This window comes from Vibrio rumoiensis 1S-45 (genome assembly GCF_000286955.2).
In the GTDB taxonomy this organism is placed as follows: Bacteria; Pseudomonadota; Gammaproteobacteria; order Enterobacterales; family Vibrionaceae; genus Vibrio; species Vibrio rumoiensis_A.
On the sequence record NZ_AJYK02000095.1, the window covers coordinates 25683 to 44826 of the forward strand.

Annotated in this window: 20 protein-coding genes; 7 read left to right on the forward strand and 13 right to left on the reverse strand. The window is 41.3% G+C overall.

The window, feature by feature from the left end; translation table 11 throughout:
* Positions 1–33 precede the first annotated feature (33 nt).
* Positions 34–951 (reverse strand): ROK family protein, encoded by a 918-nt coding sequence (locus A1QC_RS13160; protein WP_017026239.1) that lies wholly within the window; start codon positions 949–951, stop codon positions 34–36.
* Between the two features lie 493 nt (positions 952–1444).
* Between A1QC_RS13160 and A1QC_RS13165 the strand changes: the two genes are divergently transcribed.
* Entirely contained in the window at positions 1445–2446 is a 1002-nt protein-coding gene (locus tag A1QC_RS13165) for an OmpA family protein (RefSeq protein ID WP_017026240.1), read from the forward strand.
* Positions 2447–2662: 216 nt separating this feature from the next.
* Here A1QC_RS13165 and A1QC_RS13170 read toward each other — a convergent pair whose 3' ends face one another.
* From A1QC_RS13170 to A1QC_RS13205, 8 genes are all read right to left on the reverse strand, one after another.
* On the reverse strand, positions 2663–4090 hold the full coding sequence (locus A1QC_RS13170) for a class II fumarate hydratase (RefSeq protein ID WP_017026241.1): 1428 nt from the start codon (positions 4088–4090) through the stop codon (positions 2663–2665).
* Between the two features lie 122 nt (positions 4091–4212).
* Positions 4213–4632, reverse strand: a complete 420-nt coding sequence (locus A1QC_RS13175; RefSeq protein WP_017026242.1) for a GFA family protein — start codon at positions 4630–4632, stop codon at positions 4213–4215.
* Positions 4633–4661: 29 nt separating this feature from the next.
* Positions 4662–5504, reverse strand: coding sequence for a sulfurtransferase (locus A1QC_RS13180; protein ID WP_017026243.1), 843 nt, complete (start codon positions 5502–5504; stop codon positions 4662–4664).
* Positions 5505–5653: 149 nt separating this feature from the next.
* A complete protein-coding gene (locus tag A1QC_RS13185) occupies positions 5654–6217 on the reverse strand; it encodes a GNAT family N-acetyltransferase (protein ID WP_017026244.1) in 564 nt (187 codons plus the stop codon).
* A 149-nt stretch (positions 6218–6366) separates the two neighbouring features.
* Positions 6367–6651: a DUF1294 domain-containing protein gene (locus A1QC_RS13190; protein WP_017026245.1), complete on the reverse strand. Its 285-nt coding sequence runs from the start codon at positions 6649–6651 to the stop codon at positions 6367–6369.
* A 108-nt stretch (positions 6652–6759) separates the two neighbouring features.
* Positions 6760–7029 carry a hypothetical protein gene (locus tag A1QC_RS13195; protein ID WP_017026246.1) on the reverse strand — a complete coding sequence of 90 codons (270 nt, stop codon included), beginning with the start codon at positions 7027–7029 and terminating at the stop codon, positions 6760–6762.
* A 53-nt stretch (positions 7030–7082) separates the two neighbouring features.
* Entirely contained in the window at positions 7083–8078 is a 996-nt protein-coding gene (locus A1QC_RS13200; RefSeq protein ID WP_017026247.1) for a 2-hydroxyacid dehydrogenase, read from the reverse strand.
* 273 nt (positions 8079–8351) lie between these two features.
* Positions 8352–9587 (reverse strand): multidrug effflux MFS transporter, encoded by a 1236-nt coding sequence (locus tag A1QC_RS13205; protein ID WP_017026248.1) that lies wholly within the window; start codon positions 9585–9587, stop codon positions 8352–8354.
* Between the two features lie 112 nt (positions 9588–9699).
* Between A1QC_RS13205 and A1QC_RS13210 the strand changes: the two genes are divergently transcribed.
* Entirely contained in the window at positions 9700–10662 is a 963-nt protein-coding gene (locus A1QC_RS13210; RefSeq protein ID WP_017026249.1) for a LysR family transcriptional regulator, read from the forward strand.
* A 79-nt stretch (positions 10663–10741) separates the two neighbouring features.
* Here A1QC_RS13210 and A1QC_RS13215 read toward each other — a convergent pair whose 3' ends face one another.
* From A1QC_RS13215 to A1QC_RS13230, 4 genes are all read right to left on the reverse strand, one after another.
* Complete coding sequence (locus A1QC_RS13215; protein WP_017026250.1) at positions 10742–11656, reverse strand: aldo/keto reductase; 915 nt, start codon at positions 11654–11656, stop codon at positions 10742–10744.
* A gap of 61 nt (positions 11657–11717) precedes the next feature.
* Entirely contained in the window at positions 11718–12530 is an 813-nt protein-coding gene (locus tag A1QC_RS13220; RefSeq protein WP_017026251.1) for a PhzF family phenazine biosynthesis protein, read from the reverse strand.
* A 101-nt stretch (positions 12531–12631) separates the two neighbouring features.
* Positions 12632–12850 carry a DUF3820 family protein gene (locus tag A1QC_RS13225; protein ID WP_017026252.1) on the reverse strand — a complete coding sequence of 73 codons (219 nt, stop codon included), beginning with the start codon at positions 12848–12850 and terminating at the stop codon, positions 12632–12634.
* A gap of 89 nt (positions 12851–12939) precedes the next feature.
* Positions 12940–13143, reverse strand: coding sequence for a hypothetical protein (locus A1QC_RS13230; protein WP_017026253.1), 204 nt, complete (start codon positions 13141–13143; stop codon positions 12940–12942).
* A gap of 309 nt (positions 13144–13452) precedes the next feature.
* On the opposite strand from A1QC_RS13230, the gene A1QC_RS13235 reads away from it, so the two are divergent.
* The 5 genes from A1QC_RS13235 to A1QC_RS13255 are packed head-to-tail and all read left to right on the forward strand — an operon-like array spanning position 13453 to position 19140.
* Positions 13453–14409: an AAA family ATPase gene (locus tag A1QC_RS13235; RefSeq protein WP_017026254.1), complete on the forward strand. Its 957-nt coding sequence runs from the start codon at positions 13453–13455 to the stop codon at positions 14407–14409.
* Complete coding sequence (locus A1QC_RS13240) at positions 14406–15395, forward strand: DUF58 domain-containing protein (RefSeq protein ID WP_017026255.1); 990 nt, start codon at positions 14406–14408, stop codon at positions 15393–15395. The genes A1QC_RS13235 and A1QC_RS13240 overlap by 4 nt, the downstream gene beginning before the upstream one ends.
* Positions 15395–16138, forward strand: coding sequence for a DUF4381 domain-containing protein (locus A1QC_RS13245; RefSeq protein ID WP_017026256.1), 744 nt, complete (start codon positions 15395–15397; stop codon positions 16136–16138). The genes A1QC_RS13240 and A1QC_RS13245 overlap by 1 nt, the downstream gene beginning before the upstream one ends.
* Positions 16131–17093, forward strand: coding sequence for a vWA domain-containing protein (locus A1QC_RS13250; protein WP_017026257.1), 963 nt, complete (start codon positions 16131–16133; stop codon positions 17091–17093). The genes A1QC_RS13245 and A1QC_RS13250 overlap by 8 nt, the downstream gene beginning before the upstream one ends.
* Entirely contained in the window at positions 17086–19140 is a 2055-nt protein-coding gene (locus A1QC_RS13255; protein WP_017026258.1) for a vWA domain-containing protein, read from the forward strand. Before A1QC_RS13250 ends, A1QC_RS13255 begins: the two co-directional genes overlap by 8 nt.
* Positions 19141–19144 lie beyond the last annotated feature (4 nt).

The following is a 19144-nucleotide window of genomic DNA, read 5'->3' on the forward strand; positions in this document are numbered from 1 at the left end:
TTCATTTAATAGGGTTATTCAATCACTTTGTCATTAGTGTTTAGCTTGATGCATTTCAGGTAACCAGCAAGCCCCTCTAACCCCACTTGAATCACCGAATTTTGCTTTCACGATTTGGGTATTGCATACATCAGAAAACACATATTGACCGATCACTTTGGGTATATCCTCATACAACTCGTCAACGTTAGAAAGACCACCACCCAACACAATGACATGAGGATCTAAAATATTAATCACCGATGCGAGACTTCGGGCACACATATCAACTAATAATTCATAATGCTCAACCGCCGATTTATCACCTGACCGCATTTTTTCTATGATATCAATGGCCTTTAAATCACTTGAATATTTTTGGTTATAGCGCACAGCAAAGCCAGTCCCCGAAATATAACGTTCAATGCAATTCTCTCTACCACAATAACAAAGCTGCTCTGTACCATCTTTACTCTCACTGTATTGCGGTAAAATATTATGCCCCCACTCACCCGCTATGGCATTAGGGCCAGATAGCAGTTGCCTATTCATCGTAATACCGCCACCACACCCAGTACCAATAATCACACCAAAAACCGTTGTATGGTTCGATCCAGCACCATCCATAGCTTCAGATAAAGTAAAACAATCAGCATCATTAGCAATGTAAATAGGTTGATCAAATGCTAGACTTAAATCACTTTTTAAATCTTCGCCATTTAAAATCAAACAATTACAGTTCTTAATTTTACCAGTATCAGGACTAATCGCGCCTGGTAAACCAATCCCAATAGTAAATGGTTCACTAAGTTCCATTTGTATTTGCGAAATGAAGCTAATCAAGCTCGATAAGAAAGAAGAATACGCATCGGTAGGTGTTGAAATACGTTTTTGAAAGATAACATGGTTATTTTTATCAATAACCACAGCCTCAATTTTTGTTCCACCAACATCTAAACCTAATCGATACATTTATGGCAAACCTTTAAACATTAAATAATACACATAATATCAACATATCATTTACATTTTACCAAACCTTAAAGTGTGACATAAATCACATTTTAAACATTAATTTTATTATTAAATGAACTTATTTGAGAGGCAAATCATAGGTCAAACAATAAGCGAAAAAGTACTATTTACAAGTGAAAATCATGTAAAGACAATGCCAAACAAAACCATAACCACTTGATTTCAATTAATTTATACGCAAAAACAAAACAGTAATGTTTATAGGGAAGAGTTGGTGTCCCTGAGAAGTTCGCTTACCATTTTTAGCTCTCTTGGACATAAGTTCGTGAAAAAAGTTTCACACTTGGTGATTGATAAACTACGCTTAGAACAGTATTGTTTAGTTAGCTCCTGATAACTATAAAGTTTTCAGGTAAATGGCTGACATTACCATGACACAAATCTTGTGGTTTGAATCGTTTATGGACAAATTAACTTAGTTGGTGCTGATATGAAAATTAAACAAGTTTCGTTACTTACATCTGTTGCTTCGATCGTTTCACTTTCTTTACTCTTTTCAGGTCAAGCAAACGCTGCAGCTGAAAATGCTGGTGAATTTTACCTAGGTGCTAAAACAGGCTGGTCAAACTTCGTAGAATGTAGCTCTACTGATTGTGATGATGACGCTTGGGCTGGCAGCTTGTACGGTGGTTACCAATTTAATTCTTGGTTATCTTTAGAAGGTGGTTACAACTACCTTGGTAAATCAAAGTCTTATGTTTCTGACGTTCTTGCTAATGAAACTCGCGTAAACCAAGGTGAGCTAGGTCTGAAAATGGATTGGAACCTAACTGACACGTGGAACTTATTCGCGAAAGTTGGTGGTTCTTACAACGATGTTGATTCGACTGCAACAGAAGACGACGAAAACTTTTCTTACATGGCTGGTGCTGGTATTGAATACCAAATCAACCACAACTGGCGTCTACGTTCAGAATACCAATGGTTTAACCATGTTGGCGAAAGAAGCACAACTGGTAATACAGATATTAACTACCTAAGCTTTGGTATTTCATACTACTTCGGTAGCCCTGCTCCAGTTGCTGCTGCAGCTGTTGCTGCTCCTGTTGTTGCTCAAGAAGTTGCTCCAGAGCCAGCTCCAGAGCCGTTACCAGCAGCTACACTTTCTACTAACGCATTTACTCTTAACTCTACAGAGTTAACTGATACTGCTAAAGGTTCTTTAGACCCTGTTGCTACTTACCTAGAGCAACATCCTGACGTAACTGTTGACGTAGTTGGCTACACAGACTCATCTGGCGCTGCTGAATACAACCAACAACTGTCTGAAAAACGTGCACAATCTGCAGCTGATTACTTAACAGCTCAAGGTGTTGAAACATCTCGCATCACTGTTGATGGTAAAGGTGAAGAAAACCCAATCGCAGACAACGCTACTCGTGAAGGTCGCGAGAAAAACCGTCGTATCGAAGTTTACTACAAAATGAACTAAGAACACGTAAAGATATAAATGAAGGAAGCCACTTTTGTGGCTTCTTTTTTTTACTTTATAAACGAAATACACAATCCGAAAACGCGCCTACCCACGTAATCTCAAAATGTAAGTTTCAACGCCAATATCGCGATATTTAATCCATCCTTTGTTAAAACTTACCACAACTCTATTAAGTACCAGCTCAGAGCCTTGTTGAAGTTAGGATCCCCTCTATTATGAAATCCCACCTTTCGTGAGATGTAATGGGTTCAACAATCGTTCCAATTCCTCTCGCGTTAATTCCGTTTCTTCAAATGCGACATCAATAATGTCACGTCCTTCCTTGTAGGCTTTTTTTGCTACTTTTGCTGCTTTTTCATAACCAATGATGGGATTGAGTGCCGTGACTAATATTGGATTCTTAGCTAATGCCACTTGTAAATTATCTTTCCTAACGGTGAAATCCAAGATAGCCTTTTCAGCTAATGCATTAGAACTCGTGGACAACAACTTGATGCTTTGCAAAAGATTCTGTGCAATGACTGGCAACATTACATTTAGCTGAAAATTCCCAGCCTGACCGGCCACTGTAATGGTCGTATCATTCCCTATCACTTGCGCTGCAGCCATCGCGACCGCTTCTGGAATAACCGGATTGACTTTCCCTGGCATAATAGAAGAGCCCGGCTGTAAAGAAGGCAACTCAATTTCACCGATCCCAGCCAGAGGCCCTGAATTCATCCATCGAAGATCATTGGCAATTTTCATTAATGAAACCGCGTACGCTTTCAGTTCACCGGAAAGTGCCACACTCGAATCTTGACAACTCAAGTTGTAAAAGTAATTGCTGCTAGGCGTTAATTCCAAGCCTGTTAGCGAACTAAGCACTTTAGAAAACTCTTTCGCAAAATCATCATGGGCATTAATTCCTGTGCCAACGGCTGTACCGCCTTGAGCTAGTTGTTCAAATTCACCTAATCGATTCTCAACTCTACATTTCGCTTTATCTATTTGGGTTTTCCATCCCATTAATTCTTGTTTCATTGTAATCGGCATGGCATCCATTAAATGAGTTCGACCTGTTTTAACAACATTTGCCAATTCATCTGCTTTCTTTGCCAAGGTGCAACTTAAATGATCCATTTCCGGTAATAAGCCTTCACGTATGGTAAGTAACGCACTTAACTGAATCGCAGTTGGAATCACATCATTACTGCTCTGCCCCATATTAACGTGGTCATTCGGGCCGACTGGCGTACTCTCATCGCCATTAGCAACCAGCATTCGATTCGCTAAAGAAGCGATCACTTCATTAACGTTCATATTTGTACTGGTACCCGACCCTGTTTGAAAAACATCAATCGGGAACTGATCTTGATACTTACCATCGAGTAGCTCAAGGCAGCTATGTTCAATCACTTTAAATCGTATTTGATCAAGTAGCCCTAATTGTGTGTTCACCCTCGCAGCAGCGAGCTTTATTAGAACAATAGAACGAATGAATTCATGGGGCATTTCAAGACCACTGATCGAAAAATTATCAATAGCACGCTGGGTTTGAGCTTGATACAAGGCATCAATAGGCACTTGCACTTCACCCATGCTGTCTTTTTCGGTACGGAAGGTCGTTGATTTTGAGGTATTAGATGAAGAGGAAGCCATCGTTTCTTTCCTTTTAAGAGCGGAATTCGATGGCTTCAGTGTCGAGCTTAATCAAGAGATATGCAAGTTATCAATCTAATTGAATATCCCTCTTAATCTTTATTTGAATGAGATTGGTAGGGTTAGCGTTGCTTGGGAAATTCTTGTACACCCTCAGGAATAGTCACCCAAGCCTGCTTTTCACTGGTCCAAACATGCGTTGTGGGAACAATCATGCGAGTATCACTTAATCCACCAGCGGCTTTGAATTTGATCATTTCCGGATCAGCTGGATTAACTTGATAAATACGATTGCCACAGCTAGGGCAAAATTTTCCAACATTCGTATTACCGCTGTCAGCAACACGAGAAGTTTCATGCAACTCACCTGTAATATCAATATCATTTCGATTAACGATTGTGGTAATACTAAATGCACTGGTAGACAATTTTTGACATTCTTTACAATGACAAGCAATCACCATTTTAGGCGCTGCCTTTAATGAAAACTTAACTTGCCCACACTGACATTCACCCTGCACTGGATAATTTACTTCGTTCATCATTCACCCCTTTTGCTCATTAATCTTAACTATTCAATTGGAAGGTTAGGATCAGCACCCCATTCCGCCCACGATCCATCATAAACAACCAAACTGGTGAAACCAGCTATATAAGCCGCTAAAATAACAATGCAGGCTGTTAAACCAGAACCACATGAAAATATTTGTTTCTTATCATAGCTGAGTTGATGCTCTGCAAATATGGGCTGTAATTCTTCTTGGCTTTTATAGCGATGCCCATTCAGCACTTGGCCAAAGGGTAGGTTGATAGACGATGGAATATGCCCTGATCGCATCCCTTCGCGTGGTTCTTTGACTTGCCCCATAAATCGCTCATTTGAACGTACATCAATAATTTGTTGTTCAGGATCATCAATGGCCTCCAGAACCTCTTTCGCACCATACACTTTCTCTTGGTGAAAAATAGCACTGAAATTACCCTGTGCTTTTTGCTCCGGATCTAATAATGCATCGACGAGTGGGTAACCTAACTCTTGCCAGCGAGACACACCGCCATCAAGAACATAAACTTGCTCAAACCCCATAGATTTAAACATCCACCACGCGCGAGGAACGGAATAAAGCCCTCTTGCATCATAGATAATAACAATACTCTCGGAGTTAACACCAAGCTGCCTGACTTCTTGGGTAAACTTCTCGGCACTTGGCATACTATTAGGCAATGGATTATCAAGATCAACAAAGACATTTTCGATATCAAATGCTTGCGAATTTGGAAGGTACTTACGGGGTAATTCTAATGTCTCCCCCACCACCGCGTGTTCTGTGGTGGCATCAAGCAAAATTAAGTTATCATCGGAAAAATGATCAAATAACCAAGTTGGTGAGATCATTGGGTAAGCAGAGTTCATGGCATCCATCCTTTCTTTTATATGAAAACCTGAATTGCGAATAACTACATACGATTCAATATGGTAATTTAAACGCCCTTGCGCAATTCTGATTAAGTGAGGGGATGCCCATGAAACATTTTAATGGTTAATATCATAACGAAGCATCATTACAATTGGTGCACCATAAATTGAGCATCATCACCGTAACTATCGGTACTGTTCGACTGAATTGATTTAAAACCATATTTGCCCCAAAAGCTAGCCATACCTTGTACTGCGACTAAAGAAATTTTATCTATATTAAAATCCTCAGCATGGGTAATCACATTTTCAATCAAAGCTTGGGCAATACCAGCACCGCGTGCATCAGGGTTAATGGCTAGATCATGAATGTATAATGTTGAAGCATCTTCCATTGAAACTACTTCATCACGCTCAGAAATATCTTGATTAATACAAGGAGGAACATCGCTTTCCCATGGATGTGCAAGTACATAACCAAGCACTTGATCGTCTTCATCCATACAGACAAAACACGTTTCAGGAGAAACATCTGCTTTGATTTTTAAAATATCAATATCTTCGGCTAAGCCATCACGATAAGCCACTTCTTGAATTTGTTCTATTTGAGGCCAAACTTGCTCAGGAATTTCAGTGATTTGAGGCTCAATATTTTCAATTTGAGAGGATTGGATAGTGTTAACGTTTTTAGAGAATTGGTTCATAGACATGGATACACCTAATTTATTGTGTTCCGTCATCCTTAACTGATTGGGGAAACTGTTCACCGTCTGGTGAAAGTGACGGCATTATAACAAAATAATGCCTTCATATAAACAAGGTGATTTTTTCACATCTTAATAGCGTTTAAATATAGAACTTAAAGAAAAAAATCGGGATTTAAAATCAACACCGTTCCAATGCAATTTAAGATAACCATTATCCAAAATACGATTTGGAAACTGGTCTTACTGGTTTTATGTCGAAAAATTTTTTGTGCCATTAATGCGCCGGGCCAACCACCGGCAAACGCGAGTGTGTGTAACGTTTTTTCTGGCGTTCTCCACGTACCTTTTTTGGCTGCAGATTTGTCTTTCCAATAAACGACAAAGGTTACAAGGCTTATTATCAGGCAATAGAAAACGCCTGCTTGAATGGTAATCATTGGTGGTGCTCACTGTATTAATGGATTTGTTCGATATCGCTTAAAGCTTATACTTCATGCTGCTGAAGGCGAATAATAATCCACGATCTACAATGATGACAACCCATTCTAAAATAATAAAGCCAGATCATGACGATCTGGCTGTTCACACGATACGGCATCAATAGATAAAGCAAAATTTCGGCACTCTGGCGGGAAGTACAAAATAAAATCACAGTGCAGTTGCCCACCCGATTCATGGCGATAATAAACACTCATCTTGCTTTTATCATCAGATTCTAAGCACAAATGTTTGATACGCTCAATTTCAGGAGAAGCAAATAATGCATCTCCTAAATTTTTACGATACCAACGATCACTGAGGTGACCCGCATTCATTCTGTCCACCAAATATTCATTTATGACCGGCAGCGCTATTACAGACGGTTCTATTAGAGATTAAACAATTCATTTCCAGACAACGCACCTTTTGAAAATGCATCCACATTCATTAAAGTCGTTTCAGCAATATTCGCTAAGGCTTCTTGTGTTAAAAAGGCTTGGTGGCCAGTAAATAACACATTATGACAAGCTGACAAACGGCGGAAAATATCATCGGTAATAATGTCATTCGACTTATCTTGGAAAAACAATTCCTTTTCATTGTCGTAAACATCTAAACCAAGCGCCCCAATTTTACCTGATTTAAGAGCTTCAATTGCTTCTTGTGAATCTAGTAAGCCGCCGCGACTGGTGTTAATAATCATCACACCATCTTTCATTTTACTAAACGACTCTGCATTTAATAATTGTCGGTTACTTTCTGTTAATGGGCAATGCAACGTAATCACATCGGAGCGGTGATATATTTCATCTAACTCAACATATTGAGCACCAATCTCAATTGCGGCATCACTTGGATATGGGTCATAACATAAAATATTCATACCCAAACCTTTTAAAATCCTCATGGTGGCTAAGCCAATTTTCCCAGAACCAATTACCCCAACGGTTTTGCCGTGAAAATTAAAGCCAGTTAACCCTTCAAGAGAGAAATTAGCATCACGTGTTCTTTGATAAGCTTTGTGGAAACGTCGATTCAAACACATCATTAATCCAACAGCATGCTCTGCAATAGCTTCTGGTGAATAAGCAGGCACTCGCACAACTTGAATGCCTAATTCTTTCGCCGCATCCAAATCAATACGGTCAAAACCAGCACAACGCATGGCAATTAATTTCGTTCCTTGAGAAGCAAGTTTCTCTAAAACTGGACGGCCTAGTTCATCATTCACAAACGCACAAATGACTTGAGAGTCCTCAGCAATGGCTGCTGTTTTTAGGTCCAATTGGAAATTAAAAAAATGGCAATCAAACCCATATTGTTGATTGGCTTTTAGAAATGACACCTCATCATAAGACTTCGTACTAAACATCGAAATTTTCATGTATCCCCTTACCTTAAAAAATAGCAATGCGACACATTAACCTCTGTGATTAATTCACTTCAAGCAATAACTGTCACAAATCACATTTAATCGCCTATATGGATACATTTCTACCATCACTCTTCATTTAGTCGCCAAATATCGTGCAGAGAAAGTAATAAAAGAATGACTAAAATTGAAACAACATCGCATCAAGCTATCTTACTACGTTGATTCAGTTATAAAAAAAGCCAGCAATGGCTGACTTTTCTTGTTAGGGAGAAGCGTGACACATCAATCCTGAGCCAATCTTTCGACATGCCACGCGTTCATTCTTTTCATCGACATCACTGCCAGTAAAATCACTGAACCTCCGCCCATCACAGCAATCACTGCAAATGGCGCGGTTAATGAGGTTTGTTGAATCAATCCAGCCAGTAGTGATGCACCACTCATTTGTATAAAGCCCAGCATCGCTGCAGCAGTACCCGCTCGCTCGCCAAATCCTGCCAATGCCATACTTGTTGCTGGCCCTAATAAAAATGCAAACCCTATGCACAACAACGCCATTGGTAACATAAAGCCTGCAGCCGCATAAATTGGGGTTTGAAAGTTCAATAATTGAGCGCCAAATTCCAATAAAGCCGAAACAATAAACAAAGCAAATGCCAAAATAACTGTTGGACGATTACCTAACTTCTTAATCACCCAAGGCGCACCAAAACAGCCAGCAATATTAACCAGTGCGTTGACTCCAAATAGACCACTGAATGCCAGCTCAGACATACCAAGCTTGCCAATAAGCCAAACCGGTGAATAAGAAACGTACGTTAAAATCGCCCCCATACCAGTCATGCAGCAAATGGCGTAAAACATGAAATGACGATCCATTAGAACTGGCTTATAACGAGCCCAGCGGTAAAGTGCGCCATCGCTAATCGTATTGGCAGGGCGAGTTTCCGGCAAACGAAATGCCACAACACACAACATCAATATTGCATAGCAGGTCATAAATACAAATGTTGAACGCCAACCAAAGTGCAACGCCAACACACCACCTAAAGTCGGTGCTAACGCAGGAATGACGCAGATCGCACCATTTAAGTAACTGTAAATTTTGGCGCTATCTTTGGTGGAATAACAATCTCGTACGGCGCTAAACACCACAATAGAGGTTGAACACGCCGCTAACCCTTGCAATACACGCGCAATTTGTAACCATTCAAACTGGTGAGCCATTGCCGCTAAGACACTACTCAATCCATATAACACAATACCAAACAGTGCTACCGGACGGCGGCCAAATCGGTCAGCCAATGGGCCGATAATCACTTGGCCTAAACCCATCGAGAATAAAAATAGAATCAACGTTGATTGAACTTCGCTGTTCGATACAGAAAACTCTGCGGCCATGGTTGGTAAAGAAGGTAAATAGATGTCTATTGCAAGTGGGCTTAAAAGCACCATTGCCATCAACATAGGTAATAAATTACGTTGCATGGGCTTATCTTGCTTGGCTGTATTTGGCATGTATTTCTCGTAAAAAGGGCAAAACAAATTTTTAGATCGTGAGTTTAACGCCTAGATGATATGAATAGAAATGGTATAATTTAGAAAGTTAATTTCCAACAAGGAATATCAGGTGAATTTAGATAAACTTGCGCGTATCGATCTTAATCTATTAGTGATCTTACAAGTTTTAATTGAAGAGCAAAGCGTCACTCGCGCAGCTTATCGCTTAAACCTTAGCCAATCCGCCCTCAGTAAGAGTTTAAATCGATTACGCGAAACCCTAGATGACCCTTTATTTCAGCGTACCTCTCATGGATTAAAGCCCACCGCACATGCTATGGCATTGGCAAAATTATTACCCAATACTCTGCAAGGCTTGTATCAACTGACGCTACCACCGGTTTTTGATCCTGCGATTAGTCACCGAAAATTCACCTTTTCCATGGTAGAAAGTGCTTACGAAACCTTAATCCCTTCTTTTATTGGCTCATTATTGCAACAAGCACCTGATATTAAGCTCGATACTTATTTATGGACCGGACAATCCTTCCATGATCTACAACAAGGTCAAATTGATTTTGGGATAGCAGGAAGAGATTTACACCCTCAAGTTGGGCTTGATCACAACAAATTACCAGAAGGTCTCGTTCAACATACGTTATATGAAGATAAACAAGTCTGCTTGGTGCGGAATGATCACCCTATTTTACAAGCCGTGAAGCAGCAAGATTGGACGCTTGAACGTTACTTAGAAATGGCGCATGTACAAGTTCGGTGTGAAGGCAAAGAATGGTGGGCATTGGATTATCACTTAGCCGATCGAGGTCATCACCGTAACATCAGTGCCACTGTACCCGACTTTTACGGTGCGGCCAGCGTGTGCGCTCATACCGATCTCATTTTCACATTGCCTTCTAGCTTTGCTAATCATGCATTAAAACTGTACCCGCTCACCCAATTAATCCTCCCTTTTGAATTCCTGCCGATGGCCTATGTATTGCTATGGCACGAGCGAAATAACCAAGATAAAGGCCACCAATGGATGCGTGAAACCATCTGTTTAAGTGTTGAGAAAGCGATAGAAGGAAATTAAATCTTTTATATCTTCCTAGAATAGAAAAGGAGCCAACATGTTCAATGAGCTCCTTTTGATATTAAATATAGTTAAGTATCTACGGCACACCATGACCTTTCGAAGCAATCCACACACGGAACCATTGCTCACGCGTTAGCTCAATCTTTAATGCATCAATTGCGGCCTGAACACGCTCAATCTTACCCGAGCCAATAATTGGTAAGGGTTTTGATGGCAAGCGACGCACCCATGCGTAAATCACTTGATCAATACTGCTTGCGCCAACTTCCTGAGCAATCGCCTCTAACTCGTTACGAACCCGAATATGTTGCTCTTGCGTGCCATTAAAAATATCACCACCGGCAAGGCAAGACCACGCCATAGGTTTTACGCGCAGTTGTTGCAATAAATCTAACGTGCCGTCGTCTACCACATCAAAATTAAGCGGGTTAATTTCCACTTGATTAGTCACCAGTGGAGCATCTAAACGAGATTGCAAAAGCTCAAATTGACGAGGTGTGAAATTCGACACACCAAAGTGCTTCACTTTACCTGCTTGCTTTAATTCGCTAAACGCCTCTGCTACTTCATCCGCATCCATTAACGCATCAGGTCGGTGAATCAGCAATACATCGATATCTTCAACTTGCAAGCGCTGCAATGAATTATTCACCGATTCAACAATATGAGATTGACTGGTGTTATAGTGATTCACTTTCCAGTCCGGGTTTTTATCACCGCACAATTTAATATCGCATTTGGTCACAATTTCAATCTGATCACGCACCGATTTATCCAGTGCTAAGCCTTCACCAAAAAGCTGCTCACATTCGTAGTAGCCGTAAATATCTGCGTGATCGACCGTGGTGACACCAAGCTCAATGTGTTGCTTTAAAAATGTTAAACGCTCTTGTGAGCTCATACCCCAATCGCCAAGGCGCCAGTAACCTTGAACAAGTTCTGAAAACTCTGGACCTTGTGGTGAGATCTGTACTTTTTTAATTGTTGTCATATTTTGCTTCAACCTTGAAGGCTGACTCCTATATACATTAAAAATCTATGGGTTCACGCTATTAAACTAATATTGTGCCTTTCAAATACAACACAGCAGAACCAGAAACCAACACTCTCCCTTCACTAAGTTGGCAATATAAAATGCCTCCACGTTGCGAAGCTTGATACGCCACCAAGTCCGTTTTATTGAGTTCGTTTGCCCAATAAGGGGTTAAACCCGAATGAATGGAACCAGTGACGGGATCTTCATCGCCACCATTAGCAGGCCAAAAATAGCGAGAAACAAAATCATATTCACTATCATCACTAGCAGCAGTCACAACCACGTCTAACGGTGCTAATTTTTTAAGGAATGCTGAACGGTAAGTGACGTTCAACACATCTTCAACGTTAGGCAACACCGCAAAATACGCCTGTCGATTGACTAATACCGTTTCAGGAGCAATAGATAAACCATCCAACAAATCTTGTGGAACATTGGAAACCATTTCAGGACATTGATTGGGGAAACTCATTTCTATCCGGCCATCAGCTAACGATTTAACTGTTAATGTGCCAACCTTTTGAGTATCAAATTGAATATCGCCACAACAACTTAAATGATGAAATAACACGAACGATGATGCGAGTGTGGCGTGCCCACAAAAGTCAATTTCGGTTAATGGTGAAAACCAACGAATTTGATAATAATTTGAAGATATTTTTTTAAGAAAGGCCGTTTCAGACAGATTATTTTCAGCGGCAATTCTTTGCATCAAATCAACATCGAGCCATTCATTGCCCATGGATTCAGGTAATGGCACAACCGCCGCTGAATTGCCTTTAAATTGTTGATTGGTAAACGCATCAACCACGTATATTTCTAGTTCCATTGCTTCATCCCTAAACAGCCATTCCAAATCCATTGATTAATGTTTATACCCAAAGTAATTGAAGTTGCCGTGAAGGGCAAGTAAGCGAAGCCCCATGAAAATCATGACCGCTTCAACGGCTTAACTAAGCTATCTAGTCCTTCAACTTTAAGTGCTAAACACAGCTTCAATAAATCACCCAACTCCCCTTTAGGAAACTCCGCCTTATTTTGGAACCAAAGCAAGTACTCCTCTGGTAAGTCGATTAACATTCGACCGGCATACTTACCAAATGGCATGGGCATGCGTGCCAGTTTGATTAAGTTTTCTTTCTCTAACATAAGATTCTCAAGCCTTTGATGAGCTATGCCAAAATGCAAAAACGCCCGCTAAGTTCAAAAAGCAGGCGTTAACGATTAATGGCTCAGTTTTAATGAATTGGGCCTGCGCCATCATCACTAAATTGAGCAAAATGTGCTTCTAACACTTCTGGGGTAAGTTTACCTTCTGCTTCAAGTTGCTTAAATTTCGCAACAATCGCCTTTTGCTCTTCAATGCTTGGTAATGGTGTTTCTGGTGCATCCGTCATTTCTGCAGACATTTGATCCAGTTCTTTTTCAATATCATTGCTCATCTATACTTCCCCCAAAAATAAAACTTTCACTAATTCTAACGGCTTTGAGTCACATCTGCCAGAAAAGCTGTACTATTCAACGTAACCTCCGTTCACGCAGATACTTACTCGAAAAACCAATTTGGTCGCAAAAATTTGTCAGATAAGTATTAAATACTCCTTTTAACGTTTAAAAATGAGAACTTTTTTAATTTTCCTTGGTCGGATAGAAGTCGTTACAAATTGTCACATTTGTAACGACAACTATAACACCTTAAATTACATATTATTAAGCAAACAAACTTAGTTATCCTAGGAGATATTTTGACCATGCATTCGGACACTTTTGCCCAGCTCCAGCAATATTTAAACTCTCAAGTTATTGGCCAAAATGAATTAGTAAAACAGTTATTAGTTGCACTGCTTGCCGACGGACACATTCTGGTTGAAGGTCCTCCTGGTCTGGCAAAAACTCGCGCAGTAAAAGTATTAGCCGATTGTATTGCTGGGGATTTTCACCGCGTGCAATTTACGCCAGATCTATTACCTTCCGATTTAACTGGTACTGATATTTTCCGCCCTGAAACTGGCGAATTTACGTTCCAGCCTGGCCCAATCTTCAATTCATTGTTGCTCGCTGATGAGATCAACCGAGCGCCTGCAAAGGTTCAAGCGGCAATGCTAGAAGCAATGGCAGAGAAGCAAATCACTGTTGGTCGTGAATCTTACAAGTTACCTGAATTGTTTTTGGTCATGGCGACCCAAAACCCGATTGAACAAGAAGGGACTTACCCACTGCCTGAAGCGCAACTCGACCGCTTCTTATTGCACCTTGAAGTAAACTACCCTAGTGCAGAAAGTGAACTGGATATTTTGCGTTTAAACCGTGGTGAGGCGCAAGGCCATGTTGCCGCGCAACCAATCACACTATCGCAACAAACGATTTTTGATGCCCGCCAAGCCGCACTTTCCATTCACATGGCAGACAATGTTGAGCAATACATCATTCGTTTGATCATGGCGACGCGTCAGCCAGAACAATACAATCCACTATTAGCTGAATGGTTACAAATGGGTGTCAGCCCTCGTGCAACCATTGCACTGGATCGTTGTGCTCGTGCACATGCTTGGCTTTCTGGCCGTGATTTCGTTAGCCCAGAAGATGTACAAGCGATGGCCTTCCCGGTTTTACGCCATCGCTTATTACTAAGTTATCAAGCTCAAGCTGAAGGCATTACTTCAAACCGAGTTATTGCAGAATTATTAGCACAGGTTGGCAGTGCATGATGGAGCAAAAGTTACCCCCTTTTGCTACCGGCGTTCAACTGTGCTTAAAAGAATTGCTGCATTACAAAAGCCATACCGTTCATTGGCAACCGCCCGGTAAAAGCATTTGGTCACAGCTCAACGGTAGCCATCAAAGTAATCAAAAAGGCCGAGGCATGAACTTCTCGGAAGTGCGTCAATACCAAGCGGGTGATGATATTCGCTCTATTGATTGGCGCGTTACCGCTCGTACAGGTAAAGCACACACCAAGCTTTTTACCGAAGAGCGTGAACAGCCTGTGATCTTGTATCTCGATTTAAGCCGCAACATGCGTTTTGGTTCGCAGTTGTTGTTTAAATCGGTTCAATGCGCCCATTTAGCAAGCTTACTCAGTTGGCTGACTGTCGAACAAAAAGACCGCATTGGGGCTGTGATTGATATGGGTGACCGATTAGTTGAATTAAAACCAACCGCTCGTCAGCAAGGCGCTTTGCACATTAGCCACCAGCTGATGCAGCTCAATAATGAAGCCATTCAACAAGTTCAAGATCAGCAACAAAATAGCTCAAATACGGTCACTGAACTGCCTTTTAATCATGCGCTGCAAACGTTGCATCGTATGTGCCCAAAAGGCAGCGATATTATCTTCATTAGTGACTTCCAACGCTTAACCGAAGAATCGAAACCATTACTCAACCAACTACGCCAACATAATCGATTGCAATTCGTACATATCTTCGATCCGTTAGAAATGGGGAATACACATTTCAGAGGAAGTGAATACGTGACCAATGGGCAACACACTCATTGGCTAAACTTCGGGTTGAAAAATACCCGTAAGCAACTTGAAAATAGCTACGTTAAGCACTTAAATCAATTAGATAAGATATGTAAAAACATGGCCATACCAATGCGCTCTCTTTCATGTGCCGAACCATTGTTAACACAATTGGGTGCTCAATCGTCACATTCATCCGCTTCAATCTCGCCTTCAGGAGATTCTTAATGAACGATCCATCTCTAGCTTCTGCATCTCAGGCGCAAGAAGTCGCGCAATCAGCCACACAAACGCAATTACCATTAGCACCACTGCACCTTCCTGCTGAACCCGGTCTATGGCCGCTGGCATGGGGTTGGTGGGCAATATTGGCACTGGTGGTGTTAACCATTTTGATTATGGTACTGCTTTATAAGCGCCATAAAAAACGCCGACTTGCGAAAAAAACCGTATTACGTTTATTAAAGCAAACAACACGCAATCAAGCTGGTAATAAAAAAGTGGCGACCGTAAATGACCTGCTACGTCAAGTTTGTTTGTCTTACTACCCTCGCCCTATGTTAGCGAGCTTGCATGGAGAACGTTGGTATGCGTTTCTGGATGATCAACACCCATCAAACAAATCCAACTTTCAAGTCAATCAACACGATTGGCAACAAGCGCTATACCAAAAAGACGGTGTGAGTGATGAACTGGCGAATCAACTGTATCAACAAGTTGAAGATTGGATCACACATTCGCTACCTCCAAGTAAAAAGAAATTGAAAGCGGCTAACTTAGCATTTCAAAAAACGGCTTCTACCTTCAATAATGGGCTCATTTCATCAGCTCGCGCAGTGAAAACCACGCCAAAAGCGCTTATTGAAAAAGAAAGCCAACTCAAAGCAACAAGCGAGCAAGATACGAATACGTTAGAAAGCCCTTCTGCTGAATCAGAATCTAAAAACAAGGAATCCAAAAACGATGTTTGAGTTTCATTGGGTGTGGATGTTTGTGTTGTTACCACTACCTTTGATTGTTTACTTCCTTGCGCCTCCTCACACACCAAGAGCCGCAATAGTATTACCAACATTACCGACAGAAGGCTCGGTTCAACAACGTCAACATTTCAGCTTAAAATTACTGGCGATTACCATTTGGGTTCTGCTTGTTATCGCTGCAGCACGCCCTATTTGGTATGGAAAGCCCGTTGAATTCCAACCAAAACATCGAGATATGATGTTGGTGGTCGATCTTTCCGGCTCAATGGCACAAGAAGATATGAATTCGGCCAATGGCTATGTCGATCGTTTAACCGCGGTAAAACAAGTGCTGACTGAATTTATTGCCAAACGTAAAGGTGACCGTTTAGGCTTGGTATTATTTGCTGATCACGCGTATCTTCAAACACCGCTCACTCTCGATCGCACCACGGTTTTGCAACAATTGAACCGTGCGCAGCTCAATATGATTGGCCAAAAAACCGCCATTGGTGAAGGTTTAGGCATTGCGACTAAAACCTTCATTAAAAGTGAAGCCGAGCAACGAGTCATCGTATTACTCAGTGATGGTGGCAATACTTCTGGGGTAATTAACCCGTTAGAAGCCGCCAAAATCGCAAAAGAAAACCATGCGATTATTTACACAGTGGGTGTCGGTGCTGGTGAATTAAAAGTCGATAGTTTTTTTGGCAGTCGAACCGTCAATACGTCACAAGATCTTGATGAAAAAACGCTCACAGAAATTGCCAAAATGACCGGTGGACAATACTTCCGATCGCGTAATCAAGATGAACTGAACAAGATTTACGACACCATCAACCAATTGCAACCTGTGACTAATGCCACTCAAACATGGCGACCTCAAACCGAATGGTTCACTTACCCACTAGGACTTGCATTGATTTTGTCTTTCATCCTTGCAATTTTAAGGAGACGACATGGCTGATTTTCAATTTCTTCATCCTCATTGGTTTTATGCAGTACTACCGGCTTTGTTATTGTGCGGCTGGCTGTATTCCAAGCCACAACGAACAAGCTTAATTGCATCCCATTTAAGTGAACAACTTGGTTTAAATAAGCGACACTCCCATCGCTCTGTCGTCAGCCTAATTAGCAGCACTTGGTTAATCGCCATTGTTGCACTGACAGGGCCAAGTTTTCAAAAACAAGAAGTACCGAGCTTTGGGGTCAATAACGCCCGTGTCATCGTCATGGATATGACCTTGTCGATGTACGCCACCGATATCGCGCCGAATCGTTTAACTCAAGCACGTTATAAAGTAATGGACTTGTTACCGGCATTAAATGAAGGCACTACCGGGCTTGTCGCGTATTCGGGTGATGGCTATATGATCAGCCCGCTGACCAGCGACACAAATACACTCGCCAGCTTAATTCCGAACTTAGCACCCGATATTATGCCCACACGCGGCAGCAATGCGGCAGCTGGCGTGAAAAAAGCCATTGATATGCTCACACAAGCGGACCATCAACAAGGCGATATCATTTTGGTTGCAGACGATATTAGCGCCGATGAAGCTGATAATATTCAAGATCAACTCAAAGGCACCAATTGGCAGTTATCTGTTATGTCCGTCGGATCCCAACAAGGCGCGCCGATTCGTTTGCCAAATGGGGACATGTTTACCAGTAACGGTACGACCGTCGTGGCAAAAACCAATATCAATGGGTTACAAGCATTAGCTAAAGCCGGTAACGGTGTTTATACCCCACTTCGTGCTGACGATGCAGACATAAAAACCTTATCTAATGCATTGCACCACGTTGAATTAAAAACAACGAAAGAAAATAAAGGATCACCTGAATTGGAAGTACATATTAATAACGGATTTTGGTTACTGCCTATTTTATTGCTTTTAGCTTTAGGCGGCTTCCGTCGTGGTGGCATTTTCAGCTTAGCGTTAATACTAAGCTTGCCGCTACTTCAACCACATCCTGCGTATGCAGCAGAAGAACAACCGGCAACGCCCAATAGTGCGAAGGTCACCTCAAACCTGAGCTTAGATTCCATTTTTAAAACTCGTGATCAACAAGGTTACGACGCTTATCAAGCTAAAAAATACAATAATGCTGCTGCTTTGTTTACTGATAAAAAATGGAAAGGTATAGCACAATATCAATCTGGTGACTTTCAAGGAGCTATTCAATCCTTCACAGGTTTAGATGATGAACAATCTCTCTATAACTTAGCAAGCTCGCAAGCACAAGCTGGATTACTTGATGAAGCAAAAGCTGGCTATCAAGCCATCTTAAAAAATAACCCTAATTTTACTGATGCAAAAAAAGATTTAGACATCGTCAATAAAGCATTGCAACAGCAACAGCAACAGCAACAGCAACAAGATAAATCAAAAGATCAGCAGTCAAAGGATAATCAATCACAAGAGCAAAACTCTCAAGAGAAGCAATTACAAAACGAACAAGACGAACAAAACGACTCAGGCTCGGACTCGCAACAAAACCAGTCGCAGCAGGATCAATCAGAGCAAAATCAATCTGATCAGAAAAAGTCCGATCAACCGCAGTCACAGCAAGACTCAGATCAATCTAAAGGACAAGATTCACAACAAAACGCTGAACAGAACCAATCGGACAATTCGCAGCAAAGCCAGCAAAGCCAGCAAGACAATGACCAGAATGACAAGCGCGATCAATCCGAAAGTAAACCAACCAGCGACAACCAAAACAACAGCAGCGATGACAATCAGAAGCAAGATCAACAAAAAGCGCAACAAGCTGCCCAAGCAAGTCAATCTGAGCAAGAGAAACAGCAAGAGCAAGAAAAGCAACAAGCCATAGAGGCACAGCAAGATCCAAATGCTAAACCTCAAGCTGGTAATACCGTAGCGGTCGATCCTCAACTTAATAAGCTTGAGCAAATCCCAGATAACGCAAAACGTTTATTACAAGCTCAAATGGCGCTTGAAGCCCAACAGAACCCTGAACCACAAACCAGTAGCCAACAATGGTAATTCG